The sequence below is a fragment of the Cohnella suwonensis genome (genome assembly GCF_042655365.1).
In the GTDB taxonomy this organism is placed as follows: domain Bacteria; phylum Bacillota; class Bacilli; order Paenibacillales; family Paenibacillaceae; genus Cohnella; species Cohnella suwonensis.
Genome location: NZ_JBHSMH010000113.1, coordinates 41,833 through 57,878, shown reverse-complemented (window position 1 = coordinate 57,878; position 16,046 = coordinate 41,833). Strand labels below are relative to the sequence as shown.

18 protein-coding genes and 1 riboswitch are annotated in these 16,046 nt (G+C 54.8%); of the genes, 3 read left to right on the top strand and 15 right to left on the bottom strand.

Annotated features, from left to right (window positions below):
- Positions 1-383: 383 nt before the first annotated feature.
- Together rpmF and ACFPPD_RS25015 are read right to left on the bottom strand one after the other, a co-directional pair.
- The gene (gene rpmF / locus ACFPPD_RS25020) at positions 384-557 is read right to left on the bottom strand and encodes a 50S ribosomal protein L32 (protein WP_209747011.1); all 174 of its coding nucleotides are present in this window, start codon (positions 555-557) and stop codon (positions 384-386) included.
- Between the two features lie 52 nt (positions 558-609).
- A complete protein-coding gene (locus ACFPPD_RS25015; RefSeq protein ID WP_209747013.1) occupies positions 610-1,128 on the bottom strand; it encodes a YceD family protein in 519 nt (172 codons plus the stop codon).
- 180 nt (positions 1,129-1,308) lie between these two features.
- Between ACFPPD_RS25015 and ACFPPD_RS25010 the strand changes: the two genes are divergently transcribed.
- Positions 1,309-2,544: a nucleotidyltransferase gene (locus ACFPPD_RS25010; RefSeq protein ID WP_209747015.1), complete on the top strand. Its 1,236-nt coding sequence runs from the start codon at positions 1,309-1,311 to the stop codon at positions 2,542-2,544.
- Between the two features lie 45 nt (positions 2,545-2,589).
- Positions 2,590-3,888 carry a hypothetical protein gene (locus ACFPPD_RS25005; RefSeq protein WP_209747017.1) on the top strand — a complete coding sequence of 433 codons (1,299 nt, stop codon included), beginning with the start codon at positions 2,590-2,592 and terminating at the stop codon, positions 3,886-3,888.
- A gap of 63 nt (positions 3,889-3,951) precedes the next feature.
- Here the strand turns inward: ACFPPD_RS25005 and coaD are convergent, their stop codons facing one another.
- The 5 genes from coaD to ACFPPD_RS24980 form a co-directional block, all read right to left on the bottom strand.
- The gene (gene coaD, locus ACFPPD_RS25000) at positions 3,952-4,482 is read right to left on the bottom strand and encodes a pantetheine-phosphate adenylyltransferase (RefSeq protein ID WP_209747019.1); all 531 of its coding nucleotides are present in this window, start codon (positions 4,480-4,482) and stop codon (positions 3,952-3,954) included.
- The gene (gene rsmD, locus ACFPPD_RS24995) at positions 4,451-5,083 is read right to left on the bottom strand and encodes a 16S rRNA (guanine(966)-N(2))-methyltransferase RsmD (RefSeq protein WP_378083767.1); all 633 of its coding nucleotides are present in this window, start codon (positions 5,081-5,083) and stop codon (positions 4,451-4,453) included. Before rsmD ends, coaD begins: the two co-directional genes overlap by 32 nt.
- Before the next feature lie 820 nt (positions 5,084-5,903).
- A complete protein-coding gene (locus ACFPPD_RS24990) occupies positions 5,904-6,635 on the bottom strand; it encodes an HIRAN domain-containing protein (RefSeq protein WP_209747024.1) in 732 nt (243 codons plus the stop codon).
- On the bottom strand, positions 6,632-7,579 hold the full coding sequence (locus ACFPPD_RS24985; RefSeq protein ID WP_209747026.1) for a HipA domain-containing protein: 948 nt from the start codon (positions 7,577-7,579) through the stop codon (positions 6,632-6,634). Before ACFPPD_RS24985 ends, ACFPPD_RS24990 begins: the two co-directional genes overlap by 4 nt.
- Positions 7,580-8,114: 535 nt before the next feature.
- Positions 8,115-8,489, bottom strand: a complete 375-nt coding sequence (locus ACFPPD_RS24980; protein ID WP_209747028.1) for a hypothetical protein — start codon at positions 8,487-8,489, stop codon at positions 8,115-8,117.
- Between the two features lie 166 nt (positions 8,490-8,655).
- Between ACFPPD_RS24980 and ACFPPD_RS24975 the strand changes: the two genes are divergently transcribed.
- Positions 8,656-8,904 carry a hypothetical protein gene (locus ACFPPD_RS24975; protein WP_209747030.1) on the top strand — a complete coding sequence of 83 codons (249 nt, stop codon included), beginning with the start codon at positions 8,656-8,658 and terminating at the stop codon, positions 8,902-8,904.
- Between the two features lie 5 nt (positions 8,905-8,909).
- Here the strand turns inward: ACFPPD_RS24975 and ACFPPD_RS24970 are convergent, their stop codons facing one another.
- The 8 genes from ACFPPD_RS24970 to ACFPPD_RS24935 all read right to left on the bottom strand — a co-directional run bounded on the left by ACFPPD_RS24970 (position 8,910) and on the right by ACFPPD_RS24935 (position 16,046).
- Entirely contained in the window at positions 8,910-9,278 is a 369-nt protein-coding gene (locus ACFPPD_RS24970; protein ID WP_209747032.1) for a 4-fold beta flower protein, read from the bottom strand.
- A 62-nt stretch (positions 9,279-9,340) separates the two neighbouring features.
- Positions 9,341-10,141, bottom strand: a complete 801-nt coding sequence (locus ACFPPD_RS24965; protein ID WP_209747034.1) for an ABC transporter ATP-binding protein — start codon at positions 10,139-10,141, stop codon at positions 9,341-9,343.
- Complete coding sequence (locus ACFPPD_RS24960) at positions 10,138-10,923, bottom strand: ABC transporter permease (protein WP_209747036.1); 786 nt, start codon at positions 10,921-10,923, stop codon at positions 10,138-10,140. Before ACFPPD_RS24960 ends, ACFPPD_RS24965 begins: the two co-directional genes overlap by 4 nt.
- On the bottom strand, positions 10,913-11,215 hold the full coding sequence (locus ACFPPD_RS24955) for a thiamine-binding protein (protein WP_209747038.1): 303 nt from the start codon (positions 11,213-11,215) through the stop codon (positions 10,913-10,915). Before ACFPPD_RS24955 ends, ACFPPD_RS24960 begins: the two co-directional genes overlap by 11 nt.
- 31 nt (positions 11,216-11,246) lie before the next feature.
- Positions 11,247-12,311, bottom strand: coding sequence for an ABC transporter substrate-binding protein (locus tag ACFPPD_RS24950; protein ID WP_209747040.1), 1,065 nt, complete (start codon positions 12,309-12,311; stop codon positions 11,247-11,249).
- Between the two features lie 117 nt (positions 12,312-12,428).
- Positions 12,429-12,542, bottom strand: a riboswitch (TPP riboswitch).
- A 203-nt stretch (positions 12,543-12,745) separates the two neighbouring features.
- Positions 12,746-13,039 carry a stage VI sporulation protein F gene (locus ACFPPD_RS24945; RefSeq protein ID WP_378083861.1) on the bottom strand — a complete coding sequence of 98 codons (294 nt, stop codon included), beginning with the start codon at positions 13,037-13,039 and terminating at the stop codon, positions 12,746-12,748.
- A 95-nt stretch (positions 13,040-13,134) separates the two neighbouring features.
- Positions 13,135-15,186: an ATP-dependent DNA helicase RecG gene (gene recG / locus ACFPPD_RS24940; protein WP_209747044.1), complete on the bottom strand. Its 2,052-nt coding sequence runs from the start codon at positions 15,184-15,186 to the stop codon at positions 13,135-13,137.
- Positions 15,186-16,046 carry a DegV family protein gene (locus tag ACFPPD_RS24935; protein WP_209747046.1) on the bottom strand — a complete coding sequence of 287 codons (861 nt, stop codon included), beginning with the start codon at positions 16,044-16,046 and terminating at the stop codon, positions 15,186-15,188. Before ACFPPD_RS24935 ends, recG begins: the two co-directional genes overlap by 1 nt.

Genomic DNA, 16,046 nt, shown 5'->3' with positions numbered 1-16,046 from the left:
CTTTAACGCTTTAGCGAACTTAAACATTCTGCAACGTTCAAAAAGTCCGCTTAAGATCACGAAGTATTTCTGGAAGACTATTCGACGTCGAATCTTGAATTCAGCCGGGACTTCCGGTTCTCACGTAGGTTTGCTTACGCTCCGATCCTCTTTCCCTAGCTTCTTTCAACCTTCTCGGTGCTGATAACCGAACTTTTTGAACTTTCGCCATTACGATCGTAAATGGATTAGTTTCGCGTCCAGCTTGGTTAACCTTTAATACCAGGTGCCAAAATGAGTATAAAGAAAAACGCGCCGGGTTGCAACGAGAGCGCGATCGCGCATCGTGCGGCCATTAGGCAACCGATGTGCTTTCCCGTCGTCGATCCGGACGCGTCTAAGCTTTATTGCTTGATGATTTCGCGCGCTTTGTACGTACCGCACACTTTGCATACGCGGTGCGAAAGTTTCAACTCTCCGCATTGCTCGCATTTCACCATACCGGGAACTACCAACTTAAAGTGCGTCCGGCGTTTGTGTTTGCGGGCTTTCGATGTCTTCGCAAAAGGGACTGCCATTGCTGCCACCTCCTTATCAGATCCGAGTAACTTCCGGCCGCGGAGCCTTCCGTTATTCTTCCTGAGATTTAAACCAATCCTGAAGCGCAGCCATACGGGGATCGATCTTCTCCGTATTGCAACCGCACGATTGTTCGTTCAGGTTTTTTCCGCATTCCGGGCACAAGCCTTTGCAATCTTCCTTGCAGAGGGGCGCGAAAGGCAGCTGTACGACGAACTCTTCCGCCACGAAAGGCATCAGGTCGATCCGTTCCTCTTTTACGGGCACGGCTTCGTCGTCTTCGCTCTCCATAGCTTCTTCGTCGTCTACGACGCGGAAATGCTCCTCGAAAGGAACGTTCATCGCTTCGTCGAACAGTTCCAAGCAGCGGGAGCACTGCATGCGGACTTCGCAGGCGAGCTGGCCGGTCACGAGGATCCGGTTCTCCGTCGCTTGGGCGGTCAAATCGAATTCGACCGGCTTGAGCGGCTTGAACTCGGGGTTGTCCCGGAACAATTCCGTCAAGTCTAATGCGCCCGAAACGCGCAGCGGCTCTTGCCTGGCCGCAAGTTCTTGTACTTTAAGCAACAATGGGATCACTCCAAACAAACAAAATTTATTATATCGAGATGGGCGAGGCTTTGTCAACATATTCGGCGCGATTGCGCCCAATCTTCACTCCCGGGGCATTCGCGTGTTATATTGTGGCAATCAAGCCCGAACGCTTGCGGCGCCTCCGGGCGACGATGAAACTTCGCTGAGGAGGCGGCCATGTCGACCGTCGGCGTTATCGTAGAGTATAACCCATTGCACAACGGACATCTGTATCATTTGCAACAATCGAAGAAAATAACGGGAGCGGACGGCGTCGTGGCCGTCATGAGCGGCCATTTCCTGCAACGGGGAGAACCGGCGATGGCGGACAAATGGGCGCGAACCGAGATGGCGCTGCTTGCCGGATGCGATCTCGTGCTCGAGCTGCCCGTCGCCTTTAGCTCGCAGCCTGCCCAATGGTTCGCGTACGGCGCGGTCGCCGTGCTCGAAGCGACGGGCATCGTCGATTCGCTCTGCTTCGGCAGCGAAAGCGGAGACATCGCCTCCCTGCTCCAAGTATCCGCCATGCTCGCGGAAGAGCCTCCGGCGTTCGTCTCCTCGCTGGAAGCCGAATTGAAGACCGGGCTTCCTTACCCTTCCGCATTCGCGAACGCGGCGGCCGCTTATTTACGCGATGCCGGCAAGGACGATCTGTCTTTCTCCCTGAGCCAGCCGAATCATACGCTCGGCTTGCATTACCTCTTCGCGCTGCGCAAGCTGAACAGCCGAATCGTGCCGCATACCGTCCGGCGGGAGAAGTCGGACTACGGACAATCCGACATTACCGACGCGCGAATCGCCAGCGCGACCGCACTGCGTAAGCTGTTGTTCGGAGAAGCCGGTTCGCTCGACGGTCTTGCCCCGTTCGTGCCCCCGACAACGCTCGAGGTGTTAAGACGGGAAACGGACGAAGGCCGCGCCCCCGTTCATTGGGAGCATTTCGCGCGTCCGCTCTTTCACGAGCTGTTCCGCCAAAGCCCCGAACGGCTGGCCGAATACGCGGAAGTTGCGGAAGGGCTGGAACACCGCATCAAGAACGTGCTCCGCGACGTTCAGGCGTATACGGTCTCATCGCTTCTCGATGAATTAAAGACGAAGAGATACACCCGTACGAAGCTGCAACGCACGCTGCTGCGTATCCTGCTGGGCCATCGCAAAGAATTGCTGACGGCCTCCCGGTTGGCTAACGGCGTCGATTACGTTCGCGTGCTCGGCTTCACCGAACGCGGACGCGGCATGTTGAAGACGATGCGCGGCAAAGCGACGGTTCCCGTCGTCGGGTCCGCGGCCGAGCACGACTCCCCTTACTTGGAGATGGACGCGCAAGCGACAGCCGCGTACGCGCTAGCCATGCCGGCCGCCGTCGCGGGCGATGCCTACCGAGATTTCACGAAACCTCCGATCCGCGTCTGATCGGACAAGAAGGTCTATCGCCGTCCCCCGGAACGTACATTTGTAATGTATCGGATCGGGGGGCTTTTTCTGTTCAATCGCAAAGGTCGTAAACGCTCGCTGCTGTTGTCCCTCTCCACCGGAGCGACCGCTTTGGCCGTCGTGGCCGGCATCGTCGGCGCGCCCGGGGAAGCGTTCCGGGCCTCGCTCGAGGGCTTGCAAATATGGTGGCAGAACGTTTTCCCCGGCCTGCTTCCTCCGCTCCTCCTCGCCGAGCTGCTCGCGGCGTCCGGCTTGCTTCACGGCATCGCCGCATTCGCGGAGCCGCTTACCCGGGGGCTGTTCCGACTCCCCGGCGCCGCCGGCTGGGCGATCGCGTTCGGCTGGTCCGCCGGCATCCCGGCGGGAGCCAAGGAAACGGCCAGGCTGAGAGAGAACGGCCTGCTTCGGGAAAACGACGTCGATACCGCGCTGCTCGTGTCGCATATGCCCAACCCGTTCCTCGTCGTTCTCGTCATCGGCTACGGATTTTTACGCTCCCCTTCCCTCGGTTGGGCGATCGCGTTCGGTCTATGGACGGCGACGTTGCTGACCGGCTTCGCGTGGGCGCGAATCGCCAAACCGCGAGCTCCGAAAGTACCATCCATACCGTTGACGCACCCCGTCGCGCTTGTCCAAAGGGCTGTCAGGGCGACGATGGATGCCCGCGCGGACGATGGCCGGCCGCTAGGCAAGCAACTGGCCGACTCGGTGACGAACGCCGTCGGCACGTTGATGACGCTGGGCGGATTAATGATGATGAGCGCCGTCGTCGTGCGGCTCATCCAGCTGTTCGCGCCGGGCAACGATGTCTGGCTCGCATTCCCGGGTTTATACGAAATGAACCTGGGCGCGTTCGAAAGCTCCCGTTCCGCCCTGTTCTCCGCCGCGCCCGCCAGCGCCGCGGCGTTGATCGCGGCCGCGCTCGCTTGGAGCGGCTGGAGCGGCCTGCTGCAGGCGCGAGCCGCCTTCGGCAACGAATTCCCGTTCCCGTGGGCGAAAGTCGTCGCTAGCCGGCTCCTGCTTAGCGCGGTCGCCCTCTTCACGACTTACGGTATCGCCACTTTGGCTCTTTCCGAACAAGCATCGGGATTGATGACAGGATTGCTGCCCGTCTCGTCGGCGGCGACGGAAGCGTGGGCGACGGGAACCCCGCTGCCGAACGGCTGGACGCGGCTGCCGGACGGTATCGCCGTCTCCCTTGCCAGCTTCGCCGTATTTTTGCTGCTTGCGCTCGCCGCCGCCGCCATCCGACCGGGCGCGCCGAAGCCCCCCCTTAAACCGCGCGACGAACAAGCTCCCTCGGGGAAGACGCCTCCGCTATAAGCGCGAGAAAAAACCGGCGAACGATCGCCGGTTTTAATTGGAACATATTTTTACTGGAACAGCTTATTTCGCTTCGTTGCCCGGCGGCACGTACTTGCCTTGCAGCGCCGCTTCTACCGCCGGAGGCACGAGATCCTGCACGGGGCCGTTAAACTTCGCGATCTCTTTCACGATGCTGGAGCTTAAATAAGAATATTTCGGATTCGTCATCATGAACACCGTCTCGATGCCTTCGTCCAGCTGCCTGTTCGTGGACGCCATCTGCAGCTCGTATTCGAAATCGGTGACGGACCGGATGCCTCTCACGATCACTTGCGCCCGCTTGGATCTCATGTACCTGACGAGCAGGTCCCTGAAGCTGTCGATCTCGACGTTCGGCAAGTCGCGCGTCACTTCCGCGAGCAGCGCCTTGCGCTCTTCGACGCTGAAGAGAGGCGACTTCGACGTATTGTTCAGAACGGCGACGACGACCCTGTCGAACTGCTTGGCCGCCCGCCGGATAATGTCCAAATGGCCGAAAGTAACGGGATCGAAGCTTCCCGGATACACGGCTACCCGCGTCTCATGTCCGTTCCGGTTCTGATGGGGACTCATCGCGTTCCTCCTCCGTTGCCGAGGAGGAGTCGTTCTCCGCCTCTATCTGTGATCGAAACCGGTAAACCGATAACGCGATTTCGCCGTATTTCGCGTACTTGATTCTCTCGAACGAGCCGAACTCGTCGCCGTATTCGACGTCCGGATGATGCTCTACGACCGCCGTGGCGCCGTTCGCTACCAACCCTTTCGCCGCCATCTCCAGCAACAGCTCGTCGCAGTCTTTCATGGCGTAAGGAGGATCCAGAAAAACGAGATCGAACGGCTTGCCCGCCCGTTCCAGTACCTTCAGCGCCCTCTTGGCGTCGTTACGGTACACTTCCGCCTTGTCCGACAGCCGGGTCGACGCGAGATTTTTTTTCACGATGTCGACGCTTTGCGGCTGCGAATCGATGAACACGGCGCTTCCCGCGCCGCGGCTGAGCGCTTCGATGCCTAAGCCGCCCGTTCCCGCGAACAGGTCGAGCACCCGTTCCCCGTCGAAATAGGGGCCGATGATGCTGAACAACGACTCTTTTACTTTATCCGTCGTCGGACGGGTGTTGCTGCCCGGCACCGCTTTCAGCGGATGCCCCTTGGCTTGTCCTGAAATAACCCGCAAATGCTCAACCCCTGCATGCTTGAATAACAATTACAGTATGTTTTTCGACAGATGTTATGTTACCACATTCTCCCGCTCTCCGAAAGCCGGAAGAGCTCCGTTCCGGAAGCAAATGACGGGTTCGCAGATTTTTTCCAAGCCCGCGTATATTTTCCTCGAGCTAGGCCACAATGATAGTACCGGTGCCGAGAGGTGCCGGGGACAACCGCGGAGAAGACTTACGTTTCCCCATAAGCTCTTCGTCCGGTTTCTCCTCTCCCATGAAGGCCCTCGTCGTGAGACGGGGGTCGACTTTTTATGTATAAGCCCTTATTTATAAAGGGATTTGAGGCACATGTGCCTTCCCCAATTTATGTTGAAACCTTGAATTAATCACTGATTGTGCACCAATTTCTCAAAACGACGCTTTTCCTACCTAATAATAACCGTATTCCTAGCCGGCGTTCGACTTAGGTTTTTGCTCAGGAGCAATTGATGTCGACCGGACGATTATCATTTCATGATGGCGTTCCTGTTTCTAGAAGACGATAAGGTCTTGCTCGGCCAGCACCTTCAGCGCGGCGAGTATCTGTATATGGTTTCGGCTATGTTTGAAATTAATTGTAAACGATCGGAAGCAACTTACATGGTTTGTCATTAAGCATGGCTGTGCCTGGAACACTTGTTATATCTTAACTTACAAAAAAAGCCCATTAAGGGCTTGTGTAAAATAATTGTGAATTGACTATTCCTGCGACAATTTTGTCTAATTTCGGTTGTTCCGTCTTACGTATAAGGCCAGATTCAACCGCAACATATTGCCTAGAAATTAGGCTCTTTATTAATTTTCATATTCTACTAGATACTGAAGATCTTTTTCTTTTTGTAATTCCTCTTCCGATATGTCAAATGTATACATGACAATTTTAGGTCTTCCTTCTTCTTTGTCTAAATAGTATACCTTCGTTTTAAAGATCATTTCTTTCTTTAACAATCTATAAATAAGTTGATTAAACGGCCTCGGAACATAACCAATCTTATGGTTATTATTGGAACTATCGATCAAACACACTGCTGTTGTGTCATGGAGATTTGAATCATCAATTTCCGGTTTTAATTCTTGATCCTTTTTTGTAAGTTTATACTCCTCTTCTGTATGCGACCAGCCTGCAACATCGCAATTAAAAAAAAGTAAATTTTGACTTCTCGTATACGTCATGGGAGTAACAAATGAGATTGAATCTGTTGCAAGTTTCCCCTTAGTAAGACAAAGATAATCCCAAGTTGGATCTTCTGTTGATTCAAGATTATTGTCTTTTAAGAATTTTTTGAAATCAGTGCGGTTAATACTTGGCAATCTTCGTTCAAAAACGGAAAATAACTTTTCACTGTGATAGATGCTATTTCTATCATTGAAACCGATAAACAATTCAAAACCATCATTTTTTGCTTCATCTAGCATGTATTCATTATAATTAAAGGTATAACCAGTTTCTTCATTCTGAAGGATACCAACTACGTAATTTTTACCCGAAGACGATGCTTTCCAATTGACTAACAATTTTAAATTCATAATAAGAACTCCCTTAAAATAATATCACGGCGAGTCCGAAGAATCCTGCTTACGAATTCTTTTTGTACTTCTGACATAACTTCATCAGGAACATTCTGCACGATATTATTTGTATCTTCATCAGTTAGTTGCTCTAACTTTTGTATTAAATTCTTAATTTGTGGTTTTTGTTCCAATGCATGCCCAAGTAAATCAATACATGAAACTTTTTTAATATTATCGATTGAGCCAATCTTAATTAACGTTTTTGAACGCCTTATATATGAGTCAAACATTTCTTGACTGGAAAGTAACTGCTTAATTCTTTCAACAGGAAGTTCTCGCCCTAACGAAGAAGAGTTGTCATATATTGGTGCCATTCTTATTTCCTTATTTCTTTCATTCCGAATGATTCCAAAGTTATCCTGATGTCTATCGGTATTTCCTAAAATCGCATCAAGTAAAATCATTTCATGTAATTTACTTTCGAACCCGTGTTTATTGAATAATCGATTCAGTAAGTCGTAGCGATAAATTTCAGTGTTTCCCCTCAATTTCTTACGATCGTAAGTAACATCAAAATCCATTATCATATCTGCGCCTTCAATAAGCACCTCTTCGCCTTCATTCAAAAAAGACTTACAAAGTGCACCGTATATACCTGTTCCGAGAAATTCATGGCTAAGGCCATAATGCTCAAGCACCAGAGGATCGACATGCAAGTATCCAATATCTACTTGATGAGTTTCTAATCCCACAGTATTACCAACTTCTGAAGCGATTTTTTCAGCCCACATCTCTCCAGTTGATTCACCTTCAGGATTGGTACCACTCGTTAAAGATACTGGCAATTTGAAAAGTCTAAGTTGATTTTCTTCAGGTGTCCTATACCATCGTTTCTCTTTGGAACCCGAAACGAAAATATCTTCGTAGAACCATTTTGAAATATCAATGACTGGAAACATTATGATATCTCCTTGTCTTAGCGTAATCCAAGTATATCAAATTAGGTGATTGTACACCGAATAATATTTATTTTGATATTCTCCAAGACCGAACCATATTTGATTAAGCTTCTGTAATTCATCCTTAGGGATGGTATGATCATTATATCACGAACACATGTTCTTGTTCAAGAATTAAAAAGACCCGCTCATCAGAATCAGAGCAGGCCTTTTTCCTTCATCAAGGGGTACAGTAGCAATAGCTTTAGAATAGCTTCGGCTGCGTACTGTCCGCCGTCTGCCATCTTATCGTAGAGTTCGATCACGCGATGAACGATCCCGGCCGCCACGTCTCCCTGCTAGGCAATATCCGGAAGCACTGTCGCGAGCCACATCAGCTTTTCGACTACCGGCACGCCCAATTCGCATCGATCAGTTACTCCCGAGATCCCGAATCCGCTCGGCGACCGAGTAAGCTAGCTACGCAGGTGCTTGGTCCCTCCCGAGACCGGCCAGAGGATGCGTGCCTCTGGGCACGCTGAAATAAAAAACTGGCTCATCGGTGGATTGAATTATTCTTTTTATCTAAATATTTCTCACGTAATCGCTCTTCTCGTTTCTTTTCGGCGCTAATAACTCTATTGAGTTGAATTTCTACTCTTAATCTTTTTCGATTATTATAACTAATCATCCACGCAATAAACAATCCGACCAAAACCAAACAGATTAATAATGTTGCTGTACGTTCAATAATCCGCATTTTAAGAGGTATAGAATCCCCAGCAATTGAAAAGGCCTGCGCAGCAAATGTTCCAAAAAGTGATATTCCGAGACTAAAGAAACTATATGCCTTATACCCCTCGATCAACCCTTCATACTTTGCTTTCATCTTGATCAATTTAGATTTGTCTTTCATATGTTCTATTTTCATAAGTTTACCTCACAACCTTTATATACCTTCTCGAAAAATATTCCGTTCTGACGCAAACACACTTCCCTAAGGATACGCACCAAATCAGACATTCGGACGGGTTCCCTCCGTTTCCTGTCGCGAATCTCCTATAGAGATCTCCGCAGGAAACGAGGCGACAACCACCATGCCCATCACGATTCCCCGACAGCCCGATCTAGTGCTCGTCGCTTGGACGAGGAATCCGCTTGTCCCAGGCTCGAAGCGAACGATTACGGACTCGCGCGTCAGCGGCAGTTCCCGTCCTTGCACGTGCCTGCTGAAGCCGAATTTACTGCTTCGTCCCGCGGCGAACTGCTTGAAACTTAACGACTTCCGCGTCATCTCCAGCGACAAAACAACCGCCGTAAGCGGCCTCGCGCTCCTGCAGCGCTAACTCCCTTATACGTCCGTTCCGAAAAACTCACGGATCGTCTTGCTCCCCCAGCCGCCCTTGCCCGGATCGCTGACCGATCCGGCGAAGCCCGGCTTGGCCGGACGGCCCGGTATCGAGGGAGAACCCGGGGCGCCGCTCGTGCCCGGTATGGACGGCAAAGAGGCGCTGCCCGACCGCGAGAAAGCGATTATGCTTCCCGAGCGGTCTCTCAGCACCCCTTTATCCAACCAGCCGAGCGGTTGTCCCGTCAGCGAAAACACTTGATTGTCCTGATACAGCCAGCCCAGGTTGCGTCCGTTCTTGCTCACGAACCGGTCGCCGTCGGCGACGACGAACGCGGCTTGTCCGAATCTGTCGAAATACCAATCGCCCATCACGTAAACCTCCGCGTTTTTGAACCCATTATACCATGGATTTCCTCCGCGGCGTTCGCGCGTTATGCGTGCGGTAACGTCCGGTCCCCTAACAAGGCGAGCACTTCCCGCTTCAATTCCACGAACGACGGTTCCGTCCAGACGTCCGCGCGCCGCGGCCTGTCGAACGGAACGGCGATTTCCTTCAGCACCGTCGCCGGCGCCGACGACAAGACGTAAAGGCGATCCGACAGCATGAGCGCCTCCTCGATGCTGTGCGTGACGAACAGTACGGAACGCCGGTCGCTTTCCCAAAGTTCCAGCAGCCATCGCTGCATCTCCGCGCGCGTTAACGCATCGAGCGCGGCGAAAGGCTCGTCCAAGCACATGACGTTGCGCTTCATGAGCAACGCACGCAAGAACGATACCCGTTGCTGCATCCCGCCGGACAGCAGATGCGGGTAAGAACCCGCCACGTCGCCGAGATGAATGCGATTAAGCCACGATAAGGCCTGTTCCTTCGCTTCTTTCTTGGAAGAGCCGGCAGTTACGAGAGCGGTCGACACGTTATCGGCCACCGTCAGCCAAGGAAAAAGCGCGGCTTGTTGCGGCATGTAGCTGATGAGCCCGCGCCGCCCCGCCGTCTCTTCCCCCGAGATGCGGATGCTTCCCCGATCCGGCTTCTCGACGCCTCCGATCAGCCGGAACAACGTCGACTTACCGCTCCCGGAAGGACCGATGATCGACACGAACTCCCCTTCTCCGACCCGCAGCGATACGTCGTCCAACACCTGGAAGCGTTCCTTGCCTCTCTGGTATGCTTTGGACAAGCCTTGGACCTCGAGCATCGGGGAACGTCCCGCCGTATTCTCGAACCCGCTCATTCGGAGGCCCCCTTCCATTCGCCCTTCTTGCGCGGGCGCCAGCGAATGACGAGCCGTTCCGCGAAGACCGCCGCGTAGTAGAACAGGAGACTCAGCGCCACGACGCAGACGATCGAGCCGAAGACGCCGGGTTGGTCGAATCCGTTCGATTTCAGCTTCAAATAATAACCGATCCCTTTATTCGCGCCGAGCCATTCGGCGACGAGCGCCGAAGAAACGACGTACGTCGCGGCGATCCGCAAGCCGGAGAAGAAGTAAGTCAATGCGCCAGGGAATTCGAGCCGTATCAACGTTTCCCATCGCGAGGCTCCGATCATATCCAAGTATTCCCGCAGCTGCGGCTCGGATTGGCGAAGCCCGACGAGCATCGACAGCGCGACCGGGAAAAAGGACACGAGCACGAGAAGAATCAGCTTCGGCGTCCAGCCGAAGCCGAACCAAATCATGAGCAAAGGTCCGAGCGCGATCAGCGGGACGTTCTGCGACAAGACGAGCAACGGCGATAACGCATCCCTCAATACCGGAATGAAGTGCAGAAAAATAGCGATGACGATGCCGATGACGACGCCAAGCGCCAAGCCGACGAACGCCAAGTACGCCGTCGCGAGCGCGTGTTTCCATAGAATCGCCGAATCGTCGTACATGGAGACGGCGATGGCTGACGGCGCCGGCAACGTGAACGTCTTGATCTCGAACGCGGCGCAGATCGCCTGCCAGAGCCCGACGAATACGGCCAAGGCGACGACGGGAAGCAGGACGGCGCGAACGGTTTTATTGCCCATCGGGATACTTCTGCAGCAGCTTGCCCATCGACGCGCCGTCTCCGGCGTCGACGAGCAGCTTGATCTGGGACAGCACGGACGGGCTTCCCGCTTCGAACATCGCCGCGTTCATGTCCTTCACGACCCCGATCAGCTTATCGAGGTCTCCTTCCATCGTCGTCTCGAGAGGACCGACGCGGTAGGCGACGCCCGATGCTTTAATGATCGCGATCGCCTTGTCCACGTAGGGGACGACGTCTTCTCCCGGTTTGACTTTGGGCAAAATTTGAATGCTAAGCAGCGCTTGCGCCATGGCGATTCCCCCTTTCGTTCGTATTCGAGCGTTACTTCGGCAGGAATTCCGTCGTGAACATGTCGTCGTAATTCAGGTCGGCTTTCATCAATCCGTTTTGTTTCATCCAGTCTCCGTAACCGGACCACACTTCGCGTTTCTGCTCGCCCCAACGCGGCGCGTCGTCTTTGTATTTCGGGCTGAGCCACTTCTGACTGGCCTTCACGAGTTCGGCGTTGATCTCCGGCTCCGCCTTGATCAAGACGTCGGCCGCCTCTTCCGGATGCTCGATCGCGAAGTTATAGCCGTCGGCGGCGCCCGCCAGGAACGCGCGCACGACCTCCGGCTTATCCGCGATCAGCTTCTCGTTCGTGAGGAGGAGCGGCGTGTAATAGTCGAGCTGTTTGCTATAGTCCGTCAGATAAACCATATTGACCGGTTCGTTGCGAAGTTCCGCTTCGATTCCCGTCCAGCCATAGAAAATCCATTCGAAGTCGATCCCCTTCTTCACCGCGGTGAAGAAATCCGCCGTGCCCGCGCTGACGAAGTTCACTTTGCCGACGTCGGCTTTCTGTACGTTCATCATCGATTCGATGACCGCTTGCTCGGCGGGAGATCCCCAACCGCCGTAAGATTTACCTTCGAAATCTTTCGGTTCCTTGATGCCGCGATCGGCCGGAGACGCGAAGCCCGACGTATTGTGCTGGATGATCGGAGCGATCGATACGAGAGGCAATCCCTGCTCCCTCGCCAAGATCATGCTCTCCTGCGCGCCGACGCCGAACTCGGCCGTCCCGGCCGCGACGAGCGCGCTCGCGCCCGCTTCCGGCGGCTGTTCGATTTTCACTTTGAGACCGTATTTCTCCCAGTAGCCTTTATCTCTCGCGAGGTAAAGACCCGTATGGTTCGTGTTCGGCGTCCAGTCGAGCACGAGCGTCACTTCCTCTAGATTCGCGGGGCTCTCCCCGCTAGCCGGCGCGGACGCCGACGGACTCGCTTGCGGCGACCCCGAGCCCTCGTTATTGCCGCCGTTGCCGTTATTGCCGCATCCCGCCAGCAGTACCCCCGCTAACGCCGTTAACGCTAAACCTTTTCCGAACCGAAGCTTGCTTGCCATTCCGTATCTCCCTCTCTCTTGCCATGCTGTCGAGAGACGAATTCCGGCAACAAAAAACGCCCCCCGATTCCGGAGGGCGTCCATAAGATATAAACGGACAAAGCGCACGGGGAACGTTCCGCCATGCTCCCGCCTTCCTACGCTGGCATTAACCAGATCAGGTATAAGGGTCTGCATCTTCGATGGGATGCACTCTCAGCCGGCCTTGCTCCAGCTCCCCCGGGGCGTATTCGATTGTTCGAAACCCGCTACTCGCTATCCTTATTATAACAAACGCCGCCCGGATGTCTATCCTTTACGGCCGCATGGCCAAAATTCGCCTCGCTTCGGCCAAATATTCCGCGTCATAAGGTTCTTCCTCGTAGCGCTCCGCGAATACCCCCTCGACCCGTCGTAATCGAAACGCGGCTTGTCATGCGCAAGCGCGGCTCGATTCATCTGAACATCGTGTACAATTTGATTAAATGAAGCATGTTGTTCGGATCGATCTTCTGGGCGATGATGAAATTGACGAGCTGGTCCTCCTGCGTTTCCGTAAGCGTCTCGTTCAGGATTTTGGCGAATTGCTTCACCCACCTGCGCACCTTCGCCCGGTCTTGCAGATCGTATTTCGTGACGCCGTCGAGCAAATCCTTGATCCGCTCTTTCGTTGCCTGATTTTTCATCTTCAGCTTGACTCTTTCGACGAACTCCGCTTTGATGCCGAACTTTTGCCAGCTCTGGGTCAGGGTCGATCACGCTCCTTCGGCGGCTATACGGTTCATCATATGCCGTTCCGTTAAGCCCGATGACTATCTCGCTTCCCGGGCGGCGAAGCGCGACATTAATCGAGAGGCTCTTCGCGGCTGTTCGCGTCGCGCGCGAGATACTCCCTCAATCCCGCGTACACGGCGGACGACCAGAATTCCGGAAGAGCGGTCAATTGCGCCGCGTCGTCCCTCGCCAGCTCCAGCGCGTCGAAATCTTCGATCAAGCTCGCTAACCTGAATTCCGGCATGCCGCTTTGCTTCGTGCCGAAAAACTCTCCCGGACCGCGGATTTCCAGATCCCTTCGGGATATTTCGAACCCGTCGTCGGTGTCGGTCATCGCCCTCATTCTCTCTTGCCCGTTTTCCGACTTCGGATCGGCGATCAAAATGCAATACGATTGATGCTCTCCCCGGCCGACGCGGCCGCGCAGTTGATGTAACTGGGACAGGCCGAAGCGGTCGGCGTCCATGACGATCATGAGCGTCGCGTTCGGCACGTCCACGCCGACCTCGATGACGGTCGTGGAGACGAGCACGTCGGTATCCCCCGCGGCGAACGCTCCCATCGTCGCTTCCTTCTCCGCGGCCGTCATCCGGCCGTGCAGCAAGCCTACCGCGAGCTCGGGAAGAGATTGAGAAAGCTGGGCGTGCAGATCGATCGCGTTCTGCACGTCGAGCTTCTCCGATTCTTCGATGAGAGGACAGATGAAGAACGTTTGCCTGCCTTGCTGCGCCTCCTTGCGAATAAAGCCGAGCACGCGATCCATCATGTCGTGCTTGACCGAATACGTCTTAATCGGCTTTCTTCCTTTCGGCCGTTCGCGGATCGTCGAGACGTCCAAGTCTCCGAACACGGTAATGGCGAGCGTGCGCGGGATCGGCGTCGCGGTCATCGACAGCACGTCCGGATTCAATCCTTTGCGCCTCAGAATGCTTCGCTGGTTCACGCCGAACCTGTGCTGCTCGTCCGTCACGACGAGGCCGAGGCTTCTGAAGAAGACATCCTCCTGAATGAGCGCGTGCGTGCCGACCACGATGTCGAGCAGCCCCATCTGCAGCGATGCGATGACGTCCCTGCGCTTGCGGTCGGACAAGCTGCCCGTAAGCAGCCCCACTTGCATGCCGTAAGGTTCGAAAATACGGCTAAGCGATCGGACGTGCTGCTCCGCGAGAATTTCCGTCGGCACCATGAGCGCTCCTTGATGCCCCGCTTTGATCGTCGCGTACAGCCCGATGGCGGCGACGACCGTCTTGCCCGCCCCGACGTCCCCTTGCAGCAGCCGGTTCATCGCGAACGGCTGCTTCATGTCGTGAAGGATTTCGTTGACGACCTGCTTCTGCGAGTCCGTCAACTCGAACGGAAGCCGGTCGACGAACTCGCGAATGTCGGCGTTATCGACGGCGTGCGGAATGCCGTCCGTCTTCTTCGTATGTAACGCCCGGTAGGCCTGCAGCCGTAGCTGGAATAGAAAGAACTCTTCGTACACCATGCGGCGCCTGGCCTCTTGTCCCGCCTTCGTGTTCTCCGGCCGATGGATGATGGAGATCGCCTCCGCGCGCGACATCAGCCCGTGTCGCCGAAGCAGATCATCCGGCAACAGTTCCGGAATCGAATCGGCATATTGGGTCAGCGCCTTGTCGATCAGCTTGCGGATCAGCGTCTGCGTGACGTTCCCGCCGACGGAGTAGACCGGTTGCAGCGTCCCCGTCTTCAACGTTCCGCGATCGGGAAATTCGGAATCGGCAACGGTCATGTATTTGCGGCGTTGATCCCATTTGCCGGTCAGCGTAATTTCCCGTCCGACGACGAGCTGGTCTTTCAGGAACGGCCTGTTGAACCAGACGGCGGTCACGAGAGTCGCCCCAATCGTTACCCGGCACGACAGCCGGGATTTGCCGCCGTAGCGCTGGACGACGGGCAACGACGCGATTGTGCCCTGGACGGTAATTTTCTCCCCGTCCTTCGCTTCCGACAACTCCCGTATCCGGTAATCCTCGTAGCGGAAAGGATAGTATTCGATGAGGGCTCCGACGGTGGAAATGCCCAAGGCGTGGAGCTCCTCCGCTTTCTGAGGGCCCACGCCTTGAAGTTTCGAGATTGGCATATGGAATAGCGATAACGCCATCAGTCCGACCTCAGAGGAAAGACGAACAACCCGATCGTGCCGGGTCCGGCGTGCGCGCCGATGACCGGCCCGATGTCCGTCTCCTTGAATTCGCGGACGTCGAGCGCCCGCTTCAGCATGTCCGTCAACTCCGCCGCGCCTTCCGTATGCCCGGGCGTCGTGGCGACCGTCAGGTTGACGGGCCGTCCGCCGACGTCGGAAGCCAGCACTTCGACGATTCTGGCGAACGCGCGCTTCTGGCCTCTCGCCTTGTCGAACGGGTAGACGACGCCTTCTTTATCGATGGATAAGATCGGTTTGATATTAAGCAAGGACCCGAGAACGGCGGATGCCTTCCCGATCCGTCCCCCTTTTTGCAAGTATTCGAGCGTGCCCACGACGAAATACAATTTGAGCTCGTCTCGGAGACGGCGAACTTCGGCGACGATCGCCTCTTTCGAAGCGCCGTCCCGCGCCATTTCCGCAGCGGTGACGACTAGCTGACCGTAACCGAAGGATGCGGATTTGGAATCGATCACGGTAACGTCCGCGTCGTCGTCCAGCATCGATCTTGCGATCGTCGCGGACTGGTACGTTCCGCTCATCGCGCCCGACAGATGGATCGAGACGATGGATTTGCCTTCCGCGAGCAACCGTTCGAACACTTCGAGATAATCCGCCGGAGAAGGCTGCGACGTTGTCGGCAACCCGCCGAACTTCGGCAACCTCTCGTAAAATTCGGCCGGCTGGAGCGTAATGTTGTCCAGATAACTTTCGCTTCCGAACAACACCTTGAGAGGAACCATCGAAATGCCGAGTTCAGTTCTCGTCCCGAGCGGAATGTCCGCCGTACTATCCGTCACGACCGCGACAGATGCCAT

Coding starts and splice junctions, on each gene's coding strand:
- ACFPPD_RS24950 (WP_209747040.1), bottom strand. CDS start 12,311: ATGGCAAGCAAGCTTCGGTTCGGAAAAGGTTTAGCGTTAACGGCGTTA.
- ACFPPD_RS24955 (WP_209747038.1), bottom strand. CDS start 11,215: ATGGCGCAAGCGCTGCTTAGCATTCAAATTTTGCCCAAAGTCAAACCG.
- ACFPPD_RS24985 (WP_209747026.1), bottom strand. CDS start 7,579: ATGTTTCCAGTCATTGATATTTCAAAATGGTTCTACGAAGATATTTTC.
- coaD (WP_209747019.1), bottom strand. CDS start 4,482: ATGAGTCCCCATCAGAACCGGAACGGACATGAGACGCGGGTAGCCGTG.
- ACFPPD_RS24960 (WP_209747036.1), bottom strand. CDS start 10,923: ATGGGCAATAAAACCGTTCGCGCCGTCCTGCTTCCCGTCGTCGCCTTG.
- ACFPPD_RS24935 (WP_209747046.1), bottom strand. CDS start 16,046: ATGGCATCTGTCGCGGTCGTGACGGATAGTACGGCGGACATTCCGCTC.
- recG (WP_209747044.1), bottom strand. CDS start 15,186: ATGGCGTTATCGCTATTCCATATGCCAATCTCGAAACTTCAAGGCGTG.
- ACFPPD_RS24970 (WP_209747032.1), bottom strand. CDS start 9,278: ATGGGCGATTGGTATTTCGACAGATTCGGACAAGCCGCGTTCGTCGTC.
- ACFPPD_RS24980 (WP_209747028.1), bottom strand. CDS start 8,489: ATGAAAATAGAACATATGAAAGACAAATCTAAATTGATCAAGATGAAA.
- ACFPPD_RS24990 (WP_209747024.1), bottom strand. CDS start 6,635: ATGAATTTAAAATTGTTAGTCAATTGGAAAGCATCGTCTTCGGGTAAA.
- ACFPPD_RS25010 (WP_209747015.1), top strand. CDS start 1,309: ATGTCGACCGTCGGCGTTATCGTAGAGTATAACCCATTGCACAACGGA.
- ACFPPD_RS24975 (WP_209747030.1), top strand. CDS start 8,656: ATGCCCATCACGATTCCCCGACAGCCCGATCTAGTGCTCGTCGCTTGG.
- ACFPPD_RS25005 (WP_209747017.1), top strand. CDS start 2,590: ATGTATCGGATCGGGGGGCTTTTTCTGTTCAATCGCAAAGGTCGTAAA.
- ACFPPD_RS24965 (WP_209747034.1), bottom strand. CDS start 10,141: ATGAGCGGGTTCGAGAATACGGCGGGACGTTCCCCGATGCTCGAGGTC.
- rpmF (WP_209747011.1), bottom strand. CDS start 557: ATGGCAGTCCCTTTTGCGAAGACATCGAAAGCCCGCAAACACAAACGC.